This is a genomic window from Gardnerella leopoldii, assembly GCF_003293675.1.
In the GTDB taxonomy this organism is placed as follows: domain Bacteria; phylum Actinomycetota; class Actinomycetes; order Actinomycetales; family Bifidobacteriaceae; genus Bifidobacterium; species Bifidobacterium leopoldii.
In genome coordinates this window covers 349,641-374,255 of sequence record NZ_CP029984.1, presented here as the reverse complement: position 1 = coordinate 374,255, position 24,615 = coordinate 349,641, and the positions used below count along the sequence as shown (strand labels likewise).

19 protein-coding genes and 2 pseudogenes are annotated in these 24,615 nt (G+C 38.1%); 8 read left to right on the top strand and 13 right to left on the bottom strand.

Annotated elements, in window-relative coordinates:
• Positions 1-2,299: 2,299 nt before the first annotated feature.
• The 4 genes from DOD25_RS01745 to DOD25_RS01730 all read right to left on the bottom strand — a co-directional run bounded on the left by DOD25_RS01745 (position 2,300) and on the right by DOD25_RS01730 (position 6,225).
• Positions 2,300-2,980 (bottom strand): hypothetical protein, encoded by a 681-nt coding sequence (locus DOD25_RS01745; protein ID WP_162720528.1) that lies wholly within the window; start codon positions 2,978-2,980, stop codon positions 2,300-2,302.
• Positions 2,981-3,390: 410 nt separating this feature from the next.
• Positions 3,391-4,329 carry an ABC transporter permease gene (locus DOD25_RS01740; protein WP_112928587.1) on the bottom strand — a complete coding sequence of 313 codons (939 nt, stop codon included), beginning with the start codon at positions 4,327-4,329 and terminating at the stop codon, positions 3,391-3,393.
• Positions 4,326-5,105 (bottom strand): ABC transporter, encoded by a 780-nt coding sequence (locus tag DOD25_RS01735; RefSeq protein ID WP_162720534.1) that lies wholly within the window; start codon positions 5,103-5,105, stop codon positions 4,326-4,328. Before DOD25_RS01735 ends, DOD25_RS01740 begins: the two co-directional genes overlap by 4 nt.
• 10 nt (positions 5,106-5,115) lie before the next feature.
• Positions 5,116-6,225, bottom strand: coding sequence for an ABC transporter ATP-binding protein (locus DOD25_RS01730; RefSeq protein ID WP_112928586.1), 1,110 nt, complete (start codon positions 6,223-6,225; stop codon positions 5,116-5,118).
• A 431-nt stretch (positions 6,226-6,656) separates the two neighbouring features.
• Here DOD25_RS01730 and DOD25_RS01720 point away from each other — a divergent pair, with 431 nt between their 5' ends.
• Both DOD25_RS01720 and DOD25_RS06540 read left to right on the top strand, forming a co-directional pair.
• Complete coding sequence (locus DOD25_RS01720) at positions 6,657-6,935, top strand: type II toxin-antitoxin system RelB/DinJ family antitoxin (RefSeq protein ID WP_004573998.1); 279 nt, start codon at positions 6,657-6,659, stop codon at positions 6,933-6,935.
• A gap of 371 nt (positions 6,936-7,306) precedes the next feature.
• A complete protein-coding gene (locus tag DOD25_RS06540; protein ID WP_407645748.1) occupies positions 7,307-7,546 on the top strand; it encodes an IS3 family transposase in 240 nt (79 codons plus the stop codon).
• A 39-nt stretch (positions 7,547-7,585) separates the two neighbouring features.
• On the opposite strand, the gene DOD25_RS01700 is transcribed toward DOD25_RS06540, so the two are convergent.
• From DOD25_RS01700 to DOD25_RS06500, 5 genes and pseudogenes are all read right to left on the bottom strand, one after another.
• A complete protein-coding gene (locus DOD25_RS01700) occupies positions 7,586-7,831 on the bottom strand; it encodes a hypothetical protein (RefSeq protein ID WP_004573997.1) in 246 nt (81 codons plus the stop codon).
• Positions 7,832-8,366: 535 nt separating this feature from the next.
• Complete coding sequence (locus tag DOD25_RS01695) at positions 8,367-9,272, bottom strand: hypothetical protein (protein ID WP_064340595.1); 906 nt, start codon at positions 9,270-9,272, stop codon at positions 8,367-8,369.
• A 168-nt stretch (positions 9,273-9,440) separates the two neighbouring features.
• The gene (locus tag DOD25_RS01690) at positions 9,441-10,364 is read right to left on the bottom strand and encodes an AbiTii domain-containing protein (RefSeq protein ID WP_196776770.1); all 924 of its coding nucleotides are present in this window, start codon (positions 10,362-10,364) and stop codon (positions 9,441-9,443) included.
• Between the two features lie 65 nt (positions 10,365-10,429).
• Positions 10,430-11,857 carry a type I restriction enzyme endonuclease domain-containing protein gene (locus DOD25_RS06505; protein WP_407645750.1) on the bottom strand — a complete coding sequence of 476 codons (1,428 nt, stop codon included), beginning with the start codon at positions 11,855-11,857 and terminating at the stop codon, positions 10,430-10,432.
• A gap of 372 nt (positions 11,858-12,229) precedes the next feature.
• A pseudogene (locus DOD25_RS06500) lies at positions 12,230-12,400 on the bottom strand (hypothetical protein); the annotation flags it as partial.
• Between the two features lie 1,110 nt (positions 12,401-13,510).
• On the opposite strand from DOD25_RS06500, the pseudogene mef(A) reads away from it, so the two are divergent.
• Positions 13,511-14,729 (top strand): annotated as a pseudogene (mef(A), locus tag DOD25_RS01675) (macrolide efflux MFS transporter Mef(A)).
• Between the two features lie 119 nt (positions 14,730-14,848).
• Entirely contained in the window at positions 14,849-16,312 is a 1,464-nt protein-coding gene (msr(D), locus tag DOD25_RS01670) for an ABC-F type ribosomal protection protein Msr(D) (RefSeq protein WP_000420313.1), read from the top strand.
• Between the two features lie 117 nt (positions 16,313-16,429).
• Here msr(D) and DOD25_RS01665 read toward each other — a convergent pair whose 3' ends face one another.
• Complete coding sequence (locus DOD25_RS01665; protein WP_004121959.1) at positions 16,430-16,720, bottom strand: DUF5960 family protein; 291 nt, start codon at positions 16,718-16,720, stop codon at positions 16,430-16,432.
• A complete protein-coding gene (locus DOD25_RS01660) occupies positions 16,720-16,932 on the bottom strand; it encodes a helix-turn-helix domain-containing protein (protein ID WP_004121956.1) in 213 nt (70 codons plus the stop codon). Before DOD25_RS01660 ends, DOD25_RS01665 begins: the two co-directional genes overlap by 1 nt.
• Before the next feature lie 311 nt (positions 16,933-17,243).
• On the opposite strand from DOD25_RS01660, the gene DOD25_RS01650 reads away from it, so the two are divergent.
• The 4 genes from DOD25_RS01650 to DOD25_RS01640 all read left to right on the top strand — a co-directional run bounded on the left by DOD25_RS01650 (position 17,244) and on the right by DOD25_RS01640 (position 22,844).
• Positions 17,244-19,568, top strand: a complete 2,325-nt coding sequence (locus tag DOD25_RS01650) for a phage/plasmid primase, P4 family (RefSeq protein ID WP_004121944.1) — start codon at positions 17,244-17,246, stop codon at positions 19,566-19,568.
• A gap of 418 nt (positions 19,569-19,986) precedes the next feature.
• The gene (locus DOD25_RS01645; RefSeq protein ID WP_004121942.1) at positions 19,987-20,934 is read left to right on the top strand and encodes a phage major capsid protein; all 948 of its coding nucleotides are present in this window, start codon (positions 19,987-19,989) and stop codon (positions 20,932-20,934) included.
• 18 nt (positions 20,935-20,952) lie between these two features.
• The gene (locus DOD25_RS06415) at positions 20,953-21,120 is read left to right on the top strand and encodes a hypothetical protein (RefSeq protein ID WP_004121940.1); all 168 of its coding nucleotides are present in this window, start codon (positions 20,953-20,955) and stop codon (positions 21,118-21,120) included.
• Positions 21,121-21,191: 71 nt separating this feature from the next.
• A complete protein-coding gene (locus DOD25_RS01640; RefSeq protein WP_050567752.1) occupies positions 21,192-22,844 on the top strand; it encodes a recombinase family protein in 1,653 nt (550 codons plus the stop codon).
• A 220-nt stretch (positions 22,845-23,064) separates the two neighbouring features.
• Here the strand turns inward: DOD25_RS01640 and DOD25_RS01635 are convergent, their stop codons facing one another.
• Positions 23,065-23,571 (bottom strand): GNAT family N-acetyltransferase, encoded by a 507-nt coding sequence (locus tag DOD25_RS01635; RefSeq protein ID WP_004573993.1) that lies wholly within the window; start codon positions 23,569-23,571, stop codon positions 23,065-23,067.
• Positions 23,572-23,773: 202 nt separating this feature from the next.
• Positions 23,774-24,418: a helix-turn-helix transcriptional regulator gene (locus DOD25_RS01630; protein ID WP_004573989.1), complete on the bottom strand. Its 645-nt coding sequence runs from the start codon at positions 24,416-24,418 to the stop codon at positions 23,774-23,776.
• Between the last annotated feature and the right edge of the window lie 197 nt (positions 24,419-24,615).

The following is a 24,615-nucleotide window of genomic DNA, read 5'->3' as shown; positions in this document are numbered from 1 at the left end:
AAAACCAAAGGTCACATTCTTTCGCAAGATCCAGAAGCTTTTGTGAAAGATGATTCCCTATCATTCTCTGTACCTGACATGAGAAAAACTGATCAGCATTTTGGCAAAGATGGTTATGCTCTTTATCAGGTAGGTATAGGACTTAATCCTGGTAATAAACTTTATGACGATTTAGATCAAATCTTCCATGGAAACGCAAATGAAGCACTCATTAGTCGAATGGCTGGAGATCAAACAACGTATGCTTTTTACAATCCGCAGTATAACAAAAATTACGGTTTAGGTATAACAGTTGCTAAACCGTATGACGATGTTGCGTATCATATGCATGCAGAATTAAAGCTTCGTCCAGGAGCTATTAATAAAAAAGCAGATAACTATAACGACAAGTATGCAAACATTCAAAACGCATGGACATGGGCAAATAGCGGTTCTTGGGGAGCAACTACAAGTTCTGCATACACGGTTATTTCTGGTAGAGATCCAAGCAATGATGAAGACAAAGATGATAAGTTAAAGCGCAATAAAGCCGACAACAAAGCGCCAAAAATTTATCATGGCAAAACTGAAATAACCGACGACAACCAGACCATTCAACTCAAGGAAGACGATAAACTAAGCTTCACTACCACCGATGACAAGGGTTATATTGAGAAGTTTAGCATTTCTGGTTTAACGGACACTCCTATAACCAAGCAAGGCGCTGGAAGCGAAAGTAATCCGCTTTCATCAGGCGACATCACTGTTACTAAAGACATGAACAACAAGACAGTAACTATTACTTCCGAGGATGGTTCTGGAAACGTTACCACACGCAAAGTTAAAGTCAAAGTTACTAAAAAGCCAAAACTTTCTAAAGAACATCCTCTTACCGGTAAAACCATTGATACTACCGTTGGTGGAAAATTACCGCAATTGACAGAAATTGACAATTTTGTAACTGTTAAAGATGGCAGCAAGCTTGACAAACAACCAACATTAAAGTGGAACGGCACTGCTCCAAACACTAAGACAGTCGGCGTATTTACCTCTAGTATTAAGGGAACATACTCCGATAATTCCACGAGTATAACAAAAGTAACCATCAATGTTAAACCACAGAAGCCAGTTATCGACACTGATCTGACTAATCTTGCTGGAAAGAAAGGGCAGAAAGTAACAGTATCTGTTGGAAGCGGCATTCCTGAGGGCACTACTACAACAGTTAAACTGTTTGATAAAGATAACAAGGAAATCGGCTCTACTACAACGATTAAGAATGGTAAAGCGGAGATTACTGTTAAGGATGGAATTCCTGAAGGCGCCGTGTATGCAACAACGACTGTAAAGAAGCCTGATGAAAAGACTCCTAAAGTAACAATTCAAGGGTTTAACCTAACTTCAGAAAACAGTGACAAAAAACAAGCTACTGCGCCTAAGGATACTCAAAACCCAACAATTACTGCTACTGCCGATTCATTGTCTGTAGCAGTTGGGCAAGATCTGAAGATTCACATTGTTGCTAAAGATGATGTGAAGGTTGAAGAAGTACCTAATGCACAAGCTTTGATGCAAGGTTTAGGTCTTGAACTTAACGAACTCTCATCTCGAATAAAATCAAGTCAAACAACTAATACTGATAAAGAAAAGGATTTTGATCTTACAGTTAAGAATATGCAGCCGAAGGAAGTTGGCACACATACTATAACCTTCACGGTAAAAGACTCGGCAGGAAAAACCGGCACCGCAGAGCTAACCATAACCGTGAAGCCAACTGCTCCAACCGTCAAGCCTCAAAACGATGGTTCTGTTGACGTAACACCAGCAGCCGGTACTGATAGTCTGGAAATCACTTATACGCCAGAAGGTGAAAACATCACCCCAACCAACTTCACTGTCAAGAAAGAAAACGGTAAGTGGAAGAAGGGTGAAAACACTCCAGAAGGCGTAACCGTTGACGAAAACACTGGTAAAGTCACTATTCCAGCAAACAAAGTCAAAGACGGCAGTGAGGTAAAAGCTAAAGATAAGAAGGGTAACACCGCTTCCGACGAAACCACTGGTAAAGCCGGAAACAACCCAACCACTCCAGAAACTAAGCCAACTGCTCCAACCGTCAAGCCTCAAAACGATGGTTCTGTTGACGTAACACCAGCAGCCGGTACTGATAGTCTGGAAATCACTTATACGCCAGAAGGTGAAAACACCACCCCAACCAACTTCACTGTCAAGAANNNCCAGCTGCTCCAACCGTCAAGCCTCAAAACGATGGTTCTGTTGACGTAACACCAGCAGCCGGTACTGATAGTCTGGAAATCACTTATACGCCAGAAGGTGAAAACACCACCCCAACCAACTTCACTGTCAAGAAAGAAAACGGTAAGTGGAAGAAGGGTGAAAACACTCCAGAAGGCGTAACCGTTGACGAAAACACTGGTAAAGTCACTATTCCAGCAAACAAAGTCAAAGACGGCAGTGAGGTAAAAGCTAAAGATAAGAAGGGTAACACCGCTTCCGACGAAACCACTGGTAAAGCCGGAAACAACGGCGGAAATTCTGGTTCTGATTCCGGTTCTGATTCCGGTTCTGATTCCGGTTCTGATTCCGGTTCTGATTCCGGTTCTGATTCCGGTTCTGATTCCGGTTCTGATTCCGGTTCTGATTCTGGTTCCGGTTCTGGTTCTGAGACTGGAAACAGCAATGGTTCTGAATCTGATTCGGGTAACGATTCCACGTCTAACAACGCTGGTAACGCTGAAACCGGTAATGCTGGCAACGGCAAAGCTGGTAATACATCCACTGGCGCTTCAGGTTCCAACGCATCTACTAAGTCCGGCAACAAGGTTCCTGCAAAGCATTCGTCCCAATTAGTAAAGACTGGTACTGAAGTGGAACGAGTAGGATTGATCAGCGCAATGATTGGTGTACTGGGAGCTGCAGCAGCATTCTTCTCTCGCAAGAAGAATCGCGAGTAAAAAAGTTCACCTACAAAATTAAACAAAAGTAAACTAATAATTGAAAATAATTAAGAAAAAGGAGCTGAGCCACAAACCCAGCTCCTTTTTCTATATCGCTGCTCACTTACACATATAAACTCTTGTATTGTGATTCAAAACATATCTTATTTAAGAAGAACCATCTTTGAATATATTCAAATAAGCGATAATAAAATCAATAAAAAACAATTTTTGACAGAATTGCAATATAAAAATTGTTCTTAAACAACATTTCCGCACATAAACAGATGGGTGCAAAGTGTGTGCACTTTTTAACGATAGGAAAGGCTATCGTTAAAAGGTTTAAGATTGGCTTGATAACCTCACTCAATAATCAATATGCTTTTAGTATCACCCACCCCCTATACCCGCTAATAAAATCCTTATTTAATTAACTAAATCCCATATTTATCAGCTAAAACCCTATATTCGTTAAAGTACCTTTATGCTGTTGAATCGCCACACCAACATTCCATATGATCACACCGACAATTGCCCACAACGCACCAACAATAAGAATCACAAGTAGCGATACGCCAACATTTACAGAACCATCAACTATACTAAGCGATACTTGCGTAACATGAGTTACTGGAATCACATATAACACGTATTGCATCATCTTAGGAAATACGCTAATTGGAGCAATCACACCACAAACAATAGGAAGTATTGCACTAAGCGCGTTAGAAATAGTATAAACATCATTCATCATCATGCTTATAGCAGCTATAGCGATACCAAATCCCGTAGAAGCAACAGGAACAATAAGGAACAACAGCATCAACACACTCATATTAATCACAAAGAAAGCACTTGGGCTTATTACAAGCATTGTTATAAACAAAGTCACAGCATCACTCACTAAAGAAATAGTCACGAGCGCAATAATACGACCGAACCATAATGGTAATGCAACTTTCGCGCTTGTAAGCACGAATGGTGTTGTTCCTTCAAAACGATCCCATGCTAGTGCTTCTGACACAGTCATACTTGTGGAAATAGAACACGCTCCCATTACAGCAGCAAGAGTTGAAGCAATCAAACTATGATTAAAACCAGTGCTAGTTGCAGCACTAGCTGCTCCATTGAATCCTCCGCTTACAGCTCCAGCTAGAAAAACGTATAAGAACGTGGATAAAAGAGGCTCAATAATCATACGAATAACAGCAGTATTCCAACTATTTAAGCTAGGTATACTCTGTATACTCACTCTTGCACCAGTTCGTATACTAGATAACACGCTCACGTGACCATACTGAGAATACTGATTATATTGATGCAGTCTAGCGTACTTACTATTTTGAATAATTTTATTTCGCATAGTTTCAACCTGATTATTATTTCGTATCATATTATGTTCAAACTTCCATTAAGCGTTGCAAGTCGAATAGCATGACGTAACATAAAACCTGCAATAACAAGCAAAACGCTGGATAATACAACACATAACACAATCGCTAACACAGTAGTAGCATTAAACGATTGCGCATGAGCCACCCACACTGCAGACGTAAGCGGATGAATAAACGCAATAACGCGAGCTGGCAATGGCATTGATTCTACAGGAATCACTATTCCACAAAGCATCCATACAGGAATTAAAATCAAACCTTCATAAACTGTAGCTTTACGGCATAATACAAAAATTCCAGATAATAATGCAGCAGAAGCTACGCAAGCGAGCATAGAAAGTAAGTATCCAACTAACTGCGTGAATGTTATCATAAAGAACCCATGGCAGAAAACAGCAACGGTAATAATCGCAAGCGGCATACCAATGCACCCAAGTAAAGCTGCGGATCCTACAATAGGAAGAAACACTGCAGCAGGTGAGATGACACTTAAAGTTAAATATTGTAATGTTCCTAAATAACGCTGGTATCCAATAATTCCAACAGCAGTAGTTGTAGCAGACCATAATCCAGCTATAGAAGAATCAACCCAAATATTATTAAGGCAGTTAGTACAATCATGAGAAAAACCATAGTAGGCAACAATTTTCATCAACGCAAAACATACTGGAGCAAGTATCGCATTTTGCAAGAAAAACGTTGTTTTTGCTAAGCTTTTAAGCTGAAACCACATGCCACGAATCACAGAAGCGTATGAACGAGTAGAAGTATTCATATTAAGCCTCCTACTTACTTAATGGGAGCAAGGACGGCGAGGAAGACAGCGTAGCAGCAGAAGTAGAAGTAGAAGTATTTGATGCAGAAATATTATCATTTTGCACAATAGCAAAATACGTTTCTTCCAAACTTGCAACGCGATCACCTAAACGCGTAATCCCATCAACAGGAATTTTAATATTTCGTTCTTGAGATACTGTTTTGCTCCACGCGATAGTAATATTTAACACTCCATGCGATTCAAAAACATCACACCACAACACTCCATCAAGTTTTTGCAATTCTTCCTTAACACTAGGAGTTCCGCTTGATGCTTCACCGTCATACGCGTACATTGTTACATGATCAATATGCTGTAAAGAAGCCAACTGCTGAACACTTCCCTGAGCGATAATATTACCGTGATTTATTACAGCAACAGTATCAGCTAATTTTTCAGCCTCACTCATCTCATGCGTAGTTAGCAAAATCGCTATTCCTTGATCTCGTAAAGCATGAATAATTTCACGTACTTTCCTAGCATTTTCAGGATCCAAACCAGTGGTAGGCTCATCTAAAAGCATAAGATCCGTTCTAGCAACCAGCGATCGAGCAATATGCAATCGCTGCCACATTCCCCTTGAAAAAGTTTGAACAGCATCATGAGCTTTATCAAGTAAATCAACTTGCTCAAGAGCATCGTGAATACGCTTTCCTTGCTCCCTATATGGGACAGCGGAAAGATCAGCAAAATAACGAAGATTATCTAATGCACTTAGCCTTTGATAAAATCCTCTCTCACCTCCAAGAAGCAACGACACGTGCTTACGCGCTTCTCGAGGATTACTCACAACATCAATACTAGCAATGCGAACACTACCACTATCAGGAGCTAACAACGTACCAACAATTTTCACAGTAGTTGTTTTACCTGCACCATTCGGACCAAGCAAGCAAAATATTTCACCAGAATGAATATCAAAAGATACGTTATGTAAAACTTGGCGAGTTGTTTTCTTACGACCGAATCCACGAGAATAAGATCTTGTTACATTATCAATACACAATATTAAGTTGCTAGTTGACTGCTTATTATTGTTATCGCGACTATCAGTTGCGTTTTCTATATTATTATTCATTATTATTGCTTCGTTCTTACTTGTTATTAAAGCTTAATTCTTACTATTATTGAATAAATTTCAACAATGAAAATCAGTTAGATAAAAAGATAACGCTTGCTTACAAGAAACGATAAGAACGCGCAAAAACATGCAAAAAACGTGTAAAAACCAACGCGCACGTGCAAACATAATGACAAACATCATGTGCAATGCGTGTTTAATACTGCTAAAGAATATGTATCTTAAGCTGTTTTATGTGCTTTTATATGCCTTTCAAACCGTTCTTAAGACTAGCGATCATTTGGGCAGTCATAGCGCAACACCTCATAAACTTAAATGTGCTTTACGTGGAAAATTATATGAGCATTACGTCAAAAACTCAAATATAAGCAACCACAAAACATTTGTTTAACATTTGCAATACATTATAAGTAGTTGGAAGTAATAATATGTCTAAAACTGCAAACATCAACATACGTATTGAACCAAGTGTAAAACAAAGTGCTGAAGACTTATTTGACAGCTTCGGAATTTCCGTCACTGATGCTATCAATATTTTCTTACGAACTTCCATAATGGAAGGCGGTTTCCCATTCATAATTAAGCAGTCACAATATAACACTGAATCACTGGCTGCTATGGAAGAAGCTAGAAGAATTTCCAGAGACCCTAACGTACCATCGTATTCCTCTATGGAAGACCTTAAGAAAGCGTTGTTGCAAGACTGATGTACAACGTTAAGTTCACGAATGCCACATCAAGCCAGACTGGTTACTTGTTTATTTACTAGAGGATGATATTCTCACACTCACATTCGCACTTTTAGTAACTGCCATATCAACCAACCTCCATACACACACCATAAAATACTGTATCGCATATTGCAACACAATTGCACGAATGGGATTTTTCGACTGTCATACACGATTTTTATGTTCGCATTACTACATCAGATAATACGATCAAGCACCGTGATGGTAGGAAGCCCCGCTTATTTTCTCGTTTGAGTTTGAACATAAAAATAGCAGATAAAGGGAAGGAAATGAATTTACACCAAAGTGAAGGCTTAATCGCTAACAGCATGCTCGCAATATAAAAATTGCAAATAACGTTCTCATTGCATAACTTTTTCGCAATTTGTTATCTAAGTCGCAGTAGCTGGGATAGTACAGAAGAATTACGTCAAGCTATTCATACTTATATTGATTTTTACAACAATCACAGAATTAAAATGGGGCTTAAAAGACAATTATGGAACATCGTGCTATGGTTGCACAAAATGTCTAAAAATTGTCCTAAGCCCCTTTTGTTTTCAATGTCAAGTAATGCTGAATGTTAAGCTTTTTTAGCTTAATAACAGCGAGTTTTCCGTGGTATTTCAACGATAACTCGGGTTTTTAGACACACTTTTTTGCCGCTTATCCTCAAAAATGGTTCCTTCATTAGGCAACGACATCGTTGTCATCAAAGCAAGCATGAACATAAGCGGACCGAGCGCATTCCCATACGTTTTGAACATCACACCAAAATCATGGCCGAATACCACCATCGACAAGTAAAGGAACATAAAATTCACAGCTGTAAACAGAACCAACTTCAGCACGAACATAAGAACCTTGTACATAAGAATATTCTCCTCACTTACTCCACGGAGTCGCACACCAAATAGGTTTAATACTCATTCTATCCAATAATTTTTTGCCATACAATTGTTGTTGTTATTTTTGATAACACATAAAATGTATAAGGTGTTCTAAGTTTTACTTGTAACAAATAGAAATAGGGTTATTCCCCCAAATACTAAATTATGCAAATAGACTACAATTAGAATACTCTAATGAAACTAACCTAATCTACTGTTGTAATTAAATGATGAACTCTTGCAATAATCCCATTGGTAGTGTATGTAGCAACAAGATGGTTAAGAATGGTAAAACCAGTGCAAATAAAACACGATGGAGATATGCGAAACATGCGGCTCTTTTTTAATACAACATTGCCAAGATATAACACGTAAAAAACTGTTACATTTGTTTATGAAATGGCTGTTAAGTTTTTTAAACAAAAACTATAAATACTAATAGCAAGGAAAAAGGAAAGATATAACGGGTTACGTAGAGCCTTTTGCTTAAAGAAGAAGAAAACAGTCTTACAGAATCTTACGCAGCTACTGCGGTTCTTCTCCGTGGGTGCCACTTGATAACGAGAACAATATTGGTAAGCACAATGCCAACAACTACGCTCACCCATGCCAAACTCGGTGTAAGAAGCCAAGCGAGAACACCAAAGATCAGCAGTCGAAGCAGTACAACAATAACTAAGAAAGGCCAACTTTTTGTTAGGCATTTCTGTTGATCAGCCTTCAATGCGCCCATCAGAACCATAATCGCAGCCGCCGCGCAAGAAAATAGCATATTGCCAAAGAATATGACGAGTAGCGTGCTCCAGCCAGCGATAGTACAAAGCATCCACCATTGCAGCATCAATGCAAGCAAAAATGTAACAACAGCATATACTGCTTCCATCAGCATATTCGCAACGATTAACGATGAGAATGTTAGAGACGTACCTCTAGGAGTGTCTGTTTTACCTGCGCTCGCATGCTGTAATGCAATCTTGTTTCTCACCTCGGCGCGCTTTACGCGTTCTTCTTCAAGCATTTGAACGCCAAGCTCAACCGATTTCTTTGAAGCTTCCTGTAATTGCGCATCCGTCATACCTGGCTGCCAAGGCTTTTCAAAAACAAACAGCAACACACTAGTAATCGCTGCACCAATAATAATGCTTAGCAACGTGATATTGGAAACAAGCAATAAAGCAATACCAGAAGTCACCAGCAGCCTGAGCACAAAATCGATGATTCCTATGAGTAAATCACCAGATCCGTCATCTGGTCTGCGATGCCTATCCCACTGCAGATACGCTGCACTTAGCAGCGAAAACACCACAACACTCAACGCGAGTATGACCACAGTTTCCCAACCTAGTACGCGGTGCCCTACGAACTGCTGTACAAGCAGCGCAATAATAAGCGTGCAAACGCTAGCAACAGTTTCTGTAATCACATGACCCCAAAAAGCATGCTTGAAAAGGAGTGTTCAGTAAGGGATTAAAAGAAAACCAACTGAAAGCCTTTAAGCGGGAACATAAGAAATAAAACGACCATACAAGAGTAGAGATACTCTGTGTGGCCGTTTTCTTATACTCAGATACCGAAATAGTATTTGAGATTTTTAGAACAAACCTTGTATTTGAGCTTGTATTAACACTGCAGTAACGCTGGCACCTGTATTAATTAAAAAGTCTTTTAGTCCAACCAATGCTGATTTTAAAATATGCGGTTTCTTCTCTTCTTCAATTTTTAATTTGATGTCAGCTAATAATTCTGTTGCGGTTTCTATATCCTCTTTTGATAAATCAGATTCACTAATACTTTTTTCAACGGCATCAACTACATCCTTAACTTTATCATAGGAAAATGTAACTGTATTCTCACTTCCAGACACTATCTGTACATTATCGGATGGTGAATTGATCACACTTGTATTTCCGTAATAATTATTCACGGTTTGTGGCATGTTCACTGCGGATTCTTTTTCAGTCTTAGAGAAAACCATATTTTCCCCTACAATACCTTCCGATTCTAATTTCAATGTCCATTCTAAAATAGTATTTTTGACTTTTTCTTCAATGTCTTTAACTGCAGTTGTAGGTATATGTAATGCATAATCCATTGGAAGTAGCGAATCAGCCATTTTATCAAACAATGCAAGTTGTTCGCCTGAAAAATCTAAAGTTAATACATTTCCTGAGGACTGACATAAAGAAATGATTTCAGAAATTGAATTTACTAACTTTCTTTCACAAATCTTTTTTTCGTATTCATTATCCTGTATTGAGGTTGGAATCCAACCGCGATAAGGATTGAAAGTTTTTAAACTTCCACGAACCTTTCTATACTCAGGGCAAGATTCTTGGTCAGGATAACCATTTAATTCGTGTTGAATCCATTGATCAAAATCATTAAGCTTTAATTTTGATGCAATCAAATGTGCTTTGCGTAATATATTAACAACATCGCAATTTGATGACACAATTTCATTCTGTAATTCTAAAACAATACTTCCCATGTTATTCACCATCTTTCTTTCTGCCATATGGGGCACTATTCTCAGCAAACATCATAGTTCTTCACATAGAAGCAATAAGGAAAAGGAATAATCTAACTTTCTGAAGTTGTTTCAGAATGCTCCTCAAAATTTTCTACCTGCTCCATCACCTTTGTGAACACTTCAGGACTATACTGTGGCGGATAGCCGTTCTTAACCAAACAAATCTTTATCTTCAATTTTAACTGATTACGCACATTCTGATTGTTGAGCCAGTCCACAAATGAAGACTCGGTATCTATTATTTCCTTAACTTTTTTAGCAAGTGTCTTGCATTTATCGTTTATCACAACACCGTTAACTTCTTTGTCAATGCCATATTCAAACTTATACTGGTCACGAAGAGCAATCAAAATATCATAGAATGCCTTTTCTTCAAAGGTTAATCCTATTTTACGGAAACTCTCACGATTTTCGTTCATCTGACGAAGTATCACTAAAGCTTGTTCAGTTGCAGCCTTAATAATATCTTCTGAGGCAGCTTCCTGTGTTGCCCCGGCTTCTTCAGCAGTAAGGTGCTTACGTCTTTCATGGTACTCATCAATAGTCTTTTCAATCATTTCTTGGAAAGATTTCGCTGCTAATTGGTTGACCCTGCCATATTCCTTTATTTGCTTACGGAGCATTTTGATAAGTAATTCTAACTTTGTAGCAGGCATTTCTACATCTGATAATTTTTCAAAGTATTCAGGAGAGAAGATATCTTCTTCCTCGCCACTTTCAAGAACACTTTCTACCTTATTGTATTTTAATGCCTCTTCAACCATCTTTGATACCACAAGATTCATAGTTTCAGCATCAACATCGCTGGTTCCGCTCATTTTACGAACGAAGCCTGCTATAGCCATAAAGCACTGTGCAAGCGCAGATTCTTCTTCGCCCAGATTTCCAGAAGGTTGGCAAATATCAAAAGCACTTCTCATTCTCTTAACAGACTTTAAGAAATATGTCTTAAATGAGACCTGATTAGTTTTTCCGTTTCCTTCTGTCTGCAAGACCTGTGCTGATGTAAAGACATACTCAGCGGCTTTGGAAAGTAATTTATATCTTTCAACAGGGTCACATTTCGTATTAAGGAATGGAGCTAAGTCATAATCTGTAAACAGTGCTTTAAGTATTTCAAGCTCTTCCCTGAATGCAGAGGTAGCCTGCTCAACGTCATCCGATGTGGGAGCAACTGATGTATCACCACCGTAAACCTTCATGGCCTCACGCATATTATCGCGAATGCCAATATAGTCGATAACCATACCATATTCTTTGCCGGGATATTTTCTGTTTACACGACTGATAGTTTGAATCAGCAAGTGCTTCTTCAAAGGCTTATCGTTATATAAATATGTAAGTGAAGGAACATCAAATCCTGTAATCCACATATCAACTACGATAACAATATGGAAATTAGACTTTTCCTGTTTAAAGGCTGCATCCAGTTCTTCGCAACGTTTATCATTTTTAACGCCACCAAGATAGTTATACATCTCAGCTTCATCATTACTTCCAACACTCGATACCATAGCCATAAATGGCATAGGCTTTAATTCTTTAAGTTCTTCATCTGTTGCAGTAACTCCGTCAGGAGTTTTCTTTTCTTCAAACCATTCCGGATATTTATCCTTGAATTTCAAAAGAAGTGAATATGCAATTTTTCTGCTAGAGCAGACAATCATTGCTTTCTGAATTCTATCTGGGTCACTATCACAAGATGAAATATAATGGTCATGAATATCTATAGCAAGCCTCTCCAAGCGAGAAGGCTCGCCAAGGATAACTTCCATAGAACTCATTGCACGTTTACTGGCTTCAATATCATCATACGTTGCACCATCATCGGCACACTTTTTATAGTAATTTTCAATTTCTTTAGCTTTGGTCTTATCAAGTAACACCTTGGCAATACGAGGATGATACTTAATAGAAACAGTTAGTCCATCTGCGACCGCCTGATCCATAGTGTATCTATCAATTTCCTGACCAAAGGTCTGATATGTTTCGGCAATAGGAGTTCCTGTGAAACCTACAAACGTAGCATGTTGAGGCGGTAAGTTTGCTAGTCAAGGAGTAAAACGACGAAGATTAGCATTTACTTCCGCCCATGCGATAGCTGTCCGTGATTGACAAGTGCTAGCACGCAGACAGAACGGAGATAGCGAACCGCTGAGTGTGTCGCTCTGCTCGTAAAAGCTTAGAAACCTTTGAACGAAAGGGATAATGAAAGCCTTGATTGCAAGGCTTTTTGCTTTATGGTGGGTAAGTATCAGAGTGAGAAAATTTTTGGAATGAGTAGAAGTGATAGCTAGAAATTATCAGTTTCTATTTCCATTTACCCTGTGGGTACGTGTTTGTTTCCATTGACAAGGAGTTTGTGGGAATAGAAATGTACCCACCTTGTTTGAATCAAGTGAAGTGTAGTTGAAGGAAATCTGTTGAAAGCAATACTTCATTTTACCGAATAAGTAATAATTTAGGCAACTTCAAATCGATTAAAAAAACTATTTTAAAGGTTAAGAGTAGACAAAAATTGTCCACTCTTTTTTGCAAACTCAATTTATCAATAAATGAAATGAGGGAATGTAAAATGAAATATTTTGAGGTTGAGTTAGAAAATCCTGATGAATTTTTAAAACTACAAACAGAAGATTTTGTGAAAGCTAATCGCTTGCTACTAAGGAAGATAATCCAGAGCGTTACAGTCTATGAAGAAAACTTCGTCATATCCTTTAAATCTGGCATCGAATTGGAAGTATGAGTCTCATTCCATAACTTTTATATTGAACATATCATCTTGTTGTGTTATACTATAAATTGATATAAACAAAGATGTAGGAGGAACCGAAACTATGACAGCCTCAATGCGTTTAAGATAAGCTGGCAATAAAAAAAGCAGAATCTATACCCGATGATAGGCTTTTTTGTTGTGCTTATTTATACGATATTGAGCATTCATTAGTTACGGTGAGGATATTGGTTATTTAACTATACCTTTATTTAACTATGTCTTTAATATGAATGTTTCCAAATTGTATGTATGCAGACCAAAAGCCACATTGTGGGGTTTGGCCTGCATTTTTTATTGCCTAGAATGCTATTCAAAATAGAAATTCAAGCAAAATAATATGCAGGAGATAATATAAATGGAAAAATACAACAATTGGAAACGAAAATTTTATGCAATATGGGCAGGGCAAGCAGTATCATTAATCACTAGTGCCATCCTGCAAATGGCGATTATTTTTTACCTTACAGAAAAAACAGGATCTGCGATGGTCTTGTCTATGGCTTCATTAGTAGGTTTTTTACCCTATGCGATTTTGGGACCTGCCATTGGTGTGCTAGTGGATCGTCATGATAGGAAGAAGATAATGATTGGTGCCGATTTAATTATCGCAGCAGCTGGTGCAGTGCTTGCTATTGTTGCATTCTGTATGGAGCTACCTGTCTGGATGATTATGATAGTATTGTTTATCCGTAGCATTGGAACAGCTTTTCATACCCCAGCACTCAATGCGGTTACACCACTTTTAGTACCAGAAGAACAGCTAACGAAATGCGCAGGCTATAGTCAGTCTTTGCAGTCTATAAGCTATATTGTTAGTCCGGCAGTTGCAGCACTCTTATACTCCGTTTGGGATTTAAATGCTATTATTGCCATCGACGTATTGGGTGCTGTGATTGCATCTATTACGGTAGCAATTGTACGTATACCTAAGCTGGGTAATCAAGTGCAAAGTTTAGAACCAAATTTCATAAGGGAGATGAAAGAAGGAGTTGTGGTTCTGAGACAAAACAAAGGATTGTTTGCCTTATTACTCTTAGGAACACTATATACTTTTGTTTATATGCCAATCAATGCACTATTTCCTTTTAATAAGCATGGAACACTTTAATGGAACGCCTGTGCATATTTCTATTACGGAAATTTCCTTTGCATTTGGGATGCTAGCAGGAGGCTTATTATTAGGAAGATTAGGGGGCTTCGAAAAGCATGTATTACTAATAACAAGTTCATTTTTTATAATGGGGACCAGTTTAGCCGTTTCGGGAATACTTCCTCCAAATGGATTTGTAATATTCGTAGTTTGCTGTGCAATAATGGGGCTTTCGGTGCCATTTTATAGCGGTGTGCAAACAGCTCTTTTTCAGGAGAAAATTAAGCCTGAATATTTAGGACGTGTATTTTCTTTGATCGGAAGTATCATGTCACTTGCTATGCCAATTGGGTTAATTCTTTCTGGATTCTTTGCTGATAAAATCGGTGTAAATCATTGGTTTTTACTATCAGGTATTTTAATTATTGGCATTGCTATAGTTTGCCAAATGATAACTGAGGTTAGAAAATTAGATTTAAAATAAACAATATTGGAGGAATATTTATGTATCTTATTTTCATGTAACTCTTCCTGCTAAAATCGCAGGGTTTTCCCTGCATACAAGCAAATGAAAGCATGCGATTATAGACAGGAGGAAATGTTATGGAATTAATATTAAAAGCAAAAGACATTCGTGTGGAATTCAAAGGACGCGATGTTTTAGATATAAATGAATTAGAAGTATATGATTATGACCGTATTGGTTTAGTAGGAGCAAATGGTGCTGGAAAAAGCACTTTACTCAGGGTACTTTTAGGAGAATTAACTCCCCCAGGATGTAAAATGAATCGTCTGGGTGAACTTGCCTATATTCCCCAGTTGGACGAAGTAACTCTGCAGGAGGAAAAAGATTTTGCACTTGTAGGCAAGCTAGGTGTTGAGCAATTAAATATACAGACTATGAGCGGTGGTGAAGAAACAAGGCTTAAAATAGCACAGGCCTTATCGGCACAGGTTCATGGTATTTTAGCGGATGAACCTACGAGCCATTTAGACCGTGAAGGAATTGATTTTCTAATAGGACAGCTAAAATATTTTACAGGTGCACTGTTAGTTATTAGCCATGACCGCTATTTTCTTGATGAAATAGTAGATAAAATATGGGAACTGAAAGATGGCAAAATCACTGAGTATTGGGGAAACTATTCTGATTATCTTCGTCAGAAAGAGGAAGAACGTAAGAGCCAAGCTGCAGAATACGAACAATTTATTGCGGAACGTGCCCGATTGGAAAGGGCTGCGGAGGAAAAGCGAAAACAGGCTCGTAAAATAGAACAGAAGGCAAAAGGTTCTTCAAAGAAAAAAAGTACTGAAGACGGAGGGCGTTTAGCTCATCAAAAATCAATAGGAAGTAAGGAAAAAAAGATGTATAATGCTGCTAAAACCCTAGAGCACAGGATTGCGGCCTTAGGAAAAGTAGAAGCTCCGGAAGGCATTCGCAGAATTCGTTTCAGGCAAAGTAAAGCATTGGAGCTCCATAATCCATACCCTATAGTCGGTGCAGAAATTAATAAAGTATTTGGGGATAAGGCTCTGTTTGAAAATGCATCTTTTCAAATTCCGTTAGGAGCAAAAGTGGCGTTAACTGGTGGTAATGGAATCGGAAAAACAACTTTAATCCAAATGATCTTAAACCATGAAGAAGGAATTTCTATTTCGCCTAAGGCAAAAATAGGTTACTTTGCACAGAATGGTTACAAGTACAACAGTAATCAGAATGTTATGGAGTTTATGCAGAAGGATTGTGACTACAATATATCAGAAATTCGTTCAGTGCTAGCATCTATGGGGTTCAAACAGAACGATATTGGAAAAAGTTTATCTGTTTTAAGCGGTGGAGAAATTATAAAATTGTTGCTTGCTAAAATGCTCATGGGTAGATATAACATCCTAATAATGGATGAACCCAGTAACTTCCTTGACATACCAAGTTTAGAGGCTTTGGAAATACTAATGAAGGAGTACACCGGAACTATCGTGTTTATCACCCACGATAAACGATTACTCGAAAATGTAGCAGATGTAGTTTATGAAATTAGAGATAAGAAAATAAATCTGAAACATTAAATTTAAGGTAGTCGCTGGTCAGTATAGTCTGTTCTGGTTGGCGACTCCATTGTTAAAGAGTATAAAGACTTTAGATTTTATGAATATTAAAAATAGGAACAGTCAATTGAACTGCTCCTATTTTTCTGCTAAATATATTGTAGTTTTCTTATATGTATAATGATAGATTAGCGGATTCTCATCTACGGTACTTACTTCAAATATGAAGAAGTGATCGCGGTTACCTGCATATTTGTTTTCTAACGCTTTTAGTGCGAGTAGGTTATCTCCATGTATGAGCATGTTTTCTGTATTAGGATCATTTTTGCAGTTTGATTTTTCTTTATCCTCAACTAGAATCCTAGGCTCTATTTTGATTTCTTTATCCTTACCAAGCCACGTAAGTTCCAGTTTTTGATTATTAGCCATTACTTTTCATCCTCCGCTATAAATTCCAAAATATCGTTGGGCGTGCAGTGTAAAGCTGTGCAGATACCTTCCACTTTTTCCAGTGATATATATTGCCCAGTGCGTAGTTTCGTAATAATGTTGGCGGAAATATTGCTCATTCTCATTAAGTCCTGATTGGAAATATCTTCTTCAATCATGCGATGTAATAGTTTTTTATAACTAACAGCCATAATTCCCTCCTTATTTTAATAGTTAAATATTATCACGATTCTGTGAGTATATCAACGATATAAAGAGCTAGCCACTCCGGAATATAGCAGATTAAAAAAGTCTCCTTTGCTATTCATTCAAGGCAAATGCCTAATGAATGCTTAGGAGATTTTTATTGTCAAAAATTTTTTCTAAAACCGTCAGATTACACCCTCTTTCATGGCTACCAAGTAGAAGACCAAAAAAACTTTTTAAGACAGGTTAAAAAGTCGGCTTTTTCTTTTGCCTGTGATGTAGAAGGGATAAGCCTTCTAGAAAAGGAGGATCAAATATGGATCTAGAGAAACTGCCAAAAGCACTAAAGAACAAGAATATCTTTTGTTCATGGAAGTACGAGCAGCAAGAAAACGGTAGGCTCACTAAGCCGCCTTATAACCCCATAACGGGAAAGAAAGCAGCTACAGACAACTTAAGCGATTTCACCTCGCTTGATGATGCCATGAAAGTAAAAGACCAATACGACGGAATTGGTATAAAGCTTGTTGATAACCTCTTAGGCATCGATTTAGACCACTGCATCGATAATGGCATCATTAAAGACTGGGCAAAAGAGATTATTGCCCATTTCAAGCACGCTTATATCGAATACAGCCCAAGTAAGCATGGCTTTCATATCTTGCTTCTGTTTAACGGCGCATACGATAAAAAGTCTTATTACATCAAGCATGGGGATATTGAGGTTTACAGCGCTCTAGCTACGAATCGCTATCTAACAGTTACGGGCGACGTGTATCAGGAAGGCGAGCTTTTAGAAGACGATGAAGCCATCATGTGGCTTTTAGACACGTACATGAAGCGAAACATAAACACTCATGAAAAAGAAAATAACGCGTGTACAAGGTCATATTTAAGCGATACATCTGTTATTGAAAAAGCTGGCAACGCCATAAATGGAGCTAAATTTACAGCACTTTGGCATGGTGACATTTCGGCTTACCCTTCTCATAGCGAAGCAGATGCCGCGCTTGTGTCTATTCTTGCCTTTTACTGTGGCGGTAACAAGGAGCAAATAGACCGACTTTTTCGTAAGTCTGCTTTATTCCGTCCTAAGTGGGATGAACACCGTGGCGCGGATACTTATGGCAACACAACCATTCAGAAAGCTGTTTCTAAATGTCATACCTTCTATGAGCCTTTCCATAATGCAAGTGCTGAGGAAGACTTTGATGATCTCTTATCTAAATTACAGGAACTAAAGCCTGATGAAAATATACGATATCGCAACGGTGATTTAGGTAATGGCAGATTGTTTGCTGATATTTTCCAAAACATTCTGCACTATGTACCGGAGCGCAAAATGTGGTTCATCTTCGATGGTGTACGTTGGACTTGCGATATTGGAACGCTTAAAACGATGGAACTATGCAAGGATTTAGCTCTTTCTCTTATACGTTATGCTGGTGTCATTAAAGACGAGAGAACCCGTTCCATGCTTGTTGAGTATTGGAACAAATGGAGCAGCCGTCGTAACCGTGAGATTTATATCAAGGAAGCTCAAAGCGTTTACCCCATTTCGATGGAAGCGTTCGATAAGAACATTTATCTATTTAACTGCCAAAACGGAACTTTAGACCTTCAGCACGGTGTATTTCGCAAGCACTTAGCAACAGATCTTATTACCAAAGTATCACCTGTGTTTTATGACCCGAAGGCAAGAAGTGAACGTTTTCGCCAGTTTGTCGATGAAATTATGAGCGGAGATTGTGAGAAAGCCTTGTATCTTCAAAAGTCATTAGGCTATGCGTTAAGCGGTGATACACGCTATGAGTGCATGTTCTTTCTTTTTGGAGAAAGCACAAGAAACGGTAAAGGCACACTCATGGAAAGCGTTCTGTCTGTGATGGGCGATTACGGAAAAGCGGTACGCGCGGAAACCATTGCTCTAAAGAAGAACCCTAATAGCTCACAGCCGACCGAGGATGTAGCACGCCTTGCCGGTGTTCGCTTTGCCAATATATCTGAGCCGAGCCGAGGACTATTCCTTAATTCAGCCCAAGTTAAATACATGACGGGAAGTGATACCTTAAACGCTCGATTCCTGCATGAGAACAGTTTTGACTTTAAACCACAGTTCAAACTGTACGTGAACACCAATTATCTGCCCGTCATCAGCGATATGACAGTGTTTAGTAGCGACCGCATGCAGATTATTCCCTTTAACAGGCATTTTGAAGCGTGGGAACAGGATAAAACCTTAAAGGCGGAGTTTTCTAAAAAAGAGGTGCAAAGTGCCATTTTAAACTGGCTTCTTGAAGGCTTTACCCACCTCCGAGATGAAGGCTTTAAGCCGCCTAATAGCGTTCTTGATGCCATTTTTAGTTATGCCCACGACAGTGACAAGATGGCACAGTTTGCTGAAGATGTACTCGTTAAAGACCAGAGCTCTGAGATTCGAACGGCAGTTGTATACGACCACTACAAGAAGTGGTGCATTGATAACGGCTGTTTTTCTGAGAACAGCAGAAACTTCAATCAGGAATTAAGAAAATTTGCCGAGGTTGTAAGAAAGCGTCCCAAGACAGGCGGAGAAAAAACCACGCTTCTTAAAGGCTACAGGCTTAAAAGTGAGTTTAGCGATTTTTTAAGTGGCAACTAGTGGCAGTTAATAACCTATATCCCCATATAACCCTATAAGGCAATAACGAAATTTAACTGCCACATCATGCCACGTTTAAGGAGGTGGTGCCTATGATTGCGTAATTCGTATCGCAAACCTGTGTTGAGCATGAAGAAGAAATACTATCATGCACAAATCAAAATACTGAAATGATTTCAGCTTTTTGACAACATTGAAGAAAGAAAACCTGCCTAGGTACTGTGCTGTTAGAAATTTATTCGCATACTACTTTCTGAACCTAACCCCCTAGGGGGGGTCAAATCTCTAAAGAGTACCCCTTCGGGAACGGGCGCAGGGTCTTGCGTGCAAAAACAGCGAATTCAAAAGGGTAAATGGGCAAAATCAAGCAAATTACTGCAGTAATTGCAGAAAACAGTAATGAAAGGAACTAACAATTATGATTAACAGAGATATTGAAAAAGAAATGAAACTAGCAAGTCAGGACTACCACAACACGTTTTGGAACGTACTGCGCGACGCAAATGGTAATGCGAACAATATTGCAGGAAAACTGCGCCACATTCATACAGGTGCCTATGATTTGCCGACTTCTTCTCTAGCAAAACTCGAAGCAAAACTTGCAAACAAAAGTAATCTTAGAAAACTGTGTACAGTGGTAAAAGCACACTCGCAATCAAGCAAATTGTTCATCTATGAAGGTACACCGTTCACTAAATGGATGAAAGATTATGATGCGAATATCATTACGCATATGCCTATTAAAGATGGCTTTAAGCGTATTGATGTAACGGATTATACCCTAGTTAACCTTATTCGTTTGGGTACGGATTTTACAGCTGATCTTGACTTTGATATCGAAGAGTTCATCACAAGCGAACTGACAAAGCAATTTACATTGAGTGAGTCGGAAGCTTTTATAAATGGCGATGGGATAACTAAGCCGACAGGAATTTTATCAGATACATCAGGTGCTGAGGTTGCTGTGCAAGCAAAAGAGATTTCCGCAGATACCATCAAACATTTATTCTTCTCGCTAGATAGTAAGTATCGAGAAAATGCCACGTGGCTTATGAATGATGAAACTGCTCTTTATCTTCAAACCTTAAAGGACACTACCGGAGCATACATCCTACCTGATTTTGATGGCAACTTAATGGGCAGACCTGTGGTCATTGACAATGCCATGCCTTCTTCGCAAAAGGGAGCAAAAGTTATCGCCTTTGGTGATTTTTCCAACTATTGGATTATCGAACGCCATAACCCAACCATCAAGGTTCTAAACGAAATATTTTCTCTTATAGACCAGATAGGTTACCTCTCTTTTGAGTATTTGGATGGGAAACTGGTACATCCTGAAGCAATTAAAGTATTGCAACTTTCTTAAACAAGGAGGTCAAAATGCATGGATGAACAAATTAAGGATACACCGGTAAAAACCGAAGTGTTAAGAATCGGAAATACTGAATTTACGGTTAACTCTCTTGAAAGCAAGAGTGCTCAGAAAGGTGTCAAAGACCTAATCAAACACCTTATTTTAAGCAATTTAAACCATGTAATAGAAGCTAAATAACTTGATAAATTCTGAGTTATACGGGAATATATACTGACCGCTTGAAGGCTGTCGGAAAGGAGGAAAAACAGATGAATAAACTAAATAGACAGCCTTCTTATACTCTAGATAATGTAGGCAAGATAACGGCACTTTACTGCCGTTTATCCAAAGACGATGAATTACAAGGTGACAGCAATTCCATTATCAATCAAAAGAGCATGCTGAAAAAGTATGCCGAGGATAATCATTTCAACAATCTTATGTTCTTTGTAGACGATGGCTACTCGGGTACTAATTTCCAGCGACCTGATTGGCTTAAATTAACTGCTCTCATTGACGAAGGAAAGATTGGAACCATTATCGTCAAGGACATGTCACGCTTGGGTAGAGATTATCTGCAAGTTGGTATGTATACAGAGATGGTATTCCCTAACGCTGATATTCGCTTTATTGCAATAAATAACGGCGTAGATAGCAATAATCAGTCAGACAACGACATGACACCTTTCATCAACATCTTCAATGAGTTTTATGCTAAAGACACAAGCAGAAAAATAAAAGCTGTGTTTAAAGCAAAAGGACAAAGTGGGAAGCCGCTCTGCATCAATCCTCCTTACGGATATCTTAAGGATCCTGAAGATAAAAATCATTGGATTGTAGATGAAGAAGCTGCCAGTGTAGTGCGTGAAATCTTTAGACTCTGCGTTAATGGGTATGGGCCTAGCCAGATTGCCAATGAGCTAATCAAAAGGAATATTCCAACACCTTCTGAGCATTTTTTCTCTCTTGGTATTAAAATTCCTTCCGCGAAATCGGAGATTAAGGGAGTCTGGAATCAAAAAACTATCTCTAATATGCTTGAAAAGCAAGAATATCTTGGGCATACGGTCAATTTCAAAACAAGAAAGAAATCGTACAAGTGCAAGAAAACATTATTGAATCCCAAAGAAGACTGGCTAATTTTCAAAAACACACACGAAGCAATTATTGACCAGGAAACTTTTGATATTGTTCAACGTATAAGAGATGGTAGACGAGTGCGTACCAATCTTGGAGAGATGCCGGTGTTATCGGGAATGCTATTTTGTGCGGATTGTGGTAACAAGCTTTATCAGGTTCGAGGAAAAGGTTGGAGCCATGATAAAGAATACTTTGTCTGTGCTACATATCGTAAGCAAAAAGGCAAATGCTCATCACATCAAATTAGAAATATTCAGATCGAAGCAATACTGCTTCACGAGCTACGAATGATTACTTCATTTGCCAAACAGCACGAAGAAGAGTTCGTGGGACTTGTGATGAAGAAAAGCGAGAAAGAACTAACCCAAAAGTTAAAGTCCTCTAATAGGGAACTCGAGCAAGCAAAAGCAAGAATTAGCAAACTTGACACAATTGTTCAGCATCTCTATGAAGACAACTTAGACGGTAAAATTTCTGATGAACGATTTAAGAGCATGTCTGAGTCCTACGACAAGGAACAAGCTGAACTGAAAAGCAAGATTGAATCCCTTGAAGCCTTTATTTCTAAAGCGCAAGAGGAATGTCTCAACGTGGATTCTTTCTTGAAATTAGTACGACAATACACAGATATACAAGAACTTAATGCAGAGATCATTCGAACCTTTGTAGATAAGATTTATGTTGAAAAATCTGAAAAGGTAGCAGGTACAAGAACCAAGAAACAAACCATATGGATACAGTGGAATTACATAGGTGCAGTTGATATTCCACTCCATAAGTAAAATCGGCGTAGCCGGTAGTAATACCGATTACGCCGATAATTTTTTAGGAATTAAATCCCTAAGTGAATGCCCCTAAAGCACTGGCCTTACATTCGTCTCACTCATCATCTTTCTCCAGAAAATGCAATCACGGAATATAGTGCTTTGATTATACAAAATGTCTAAAAATTGTCCTAAGCCACGATTGAGTGGTCAGTATAGATAAAATTTAATCTTTTTCCTATATATTAATCCAATACCTTCTTGTCGTAACATTTCCTCTTGATAAGCTATTTTTCACTTTGTTCTCCAAAATTCCACCATTATTTTCTATAACTTTTATCGATCCAATATTGTCATCATCACATGTAATCAAAACTTTATGTAGATTCAGAGTCTCTTTACAATATGTAAGTGCCATAGAAAGCATTTTTGTTCCATAACCCTTCATACATTCAGATTGCCTAATTTCGTACCCTATGTGACCACCATAGTTAATTAAAAAAGAATTTAATTCATGCCTAATATTAATTTCACCAATAAATTTTTCATTATCTATCAGCCAAAATGTAGTAGCTCTAACATAATTTTCAGGCAGATTTATACCATGTTCATAGTTATAAGAACTCTCTATAATTGTGTCATAATTTCTAAAACGTCTTTCTGCATTCGGCCTAAAAATTTCATCTTCTTCATTTGCTTCTATATAACCTTGAATATATTTACTATCTGGTCTAATTAATTTCATAAGTTCTCCTTATTCTTAATATGCAATTCTAATAAGAATACGATTCTATTAAAATTAGAATCCATACCAGGCTGTTTAGCCTTAATAGTATTACTATTTAAAAAAAAACCACACATACAAACCTTATTAAAGAAAAATTTTTTTATTTTTCCAATAAGTGCAGGCTTTTCGAATCCATAAAATTTTTCTTTCCACCTATTTACTACTTATTACGAAGAAAACCAACTTTCATAAATTCCTTATCTCCAATACGGAACTTTTTACTATTAAACGCCACTCCCATAATTCTGCTAATAATATACTCATCAGTTATAAGCACGAAATACTGCTTATCTTTTTTATCCACCAAATAATACTGATCAGCCCCAAGAGTGGAGACAGCTTTACTGAAATCATATATGCCAAACAATGGCAATCCTCCAAGGAGAGTAGAAAACCATCCAACAAAATTATCCACTATCTTCTCAGATGAACTGTTATAAGTTTTAACAACAGTTAGCATATTGATTTCTGAGTCAGGATATTCATCTAAGACAATCTGCTCTTTAATTTTCGACTTCTTAAAACTGCTCACCCTACCGTCGAAACAATATTTATTGAGATTAATAGGCTTCTTAGTAATAGAAAAATCAACGCTATTGTTCTCATCCAAAAGATAATCAACGCTCACGCTTAGAGCAGATGCAATAAATTTCAGATTCTCGATATCCGGCAAACCCCGATTCGTTTCCCATTTTGCTACAGCAGCACGAGATACCATCAATAATTCCGAAAGCTCCTCCTGCGTCAACCCAGCTTCCAGACGAGCCTTTCTAATTTTTTCTCCCAAAGATATAACGCTACTCATAACACAACTCCTTTCAAATCACTTATTACACATCATGAAATTACTTGACGGAAACCAAATTAGTATTGAAACATTTGATTTAGATACCGCCTAATTACAAACTAACAAATAATTTACAACGGAAAAAGAAACAAGGTGAAACACTATAGTTACCAATTGTAACAGCATAAGAAATCAAATAATGTAGGGAACTTTTT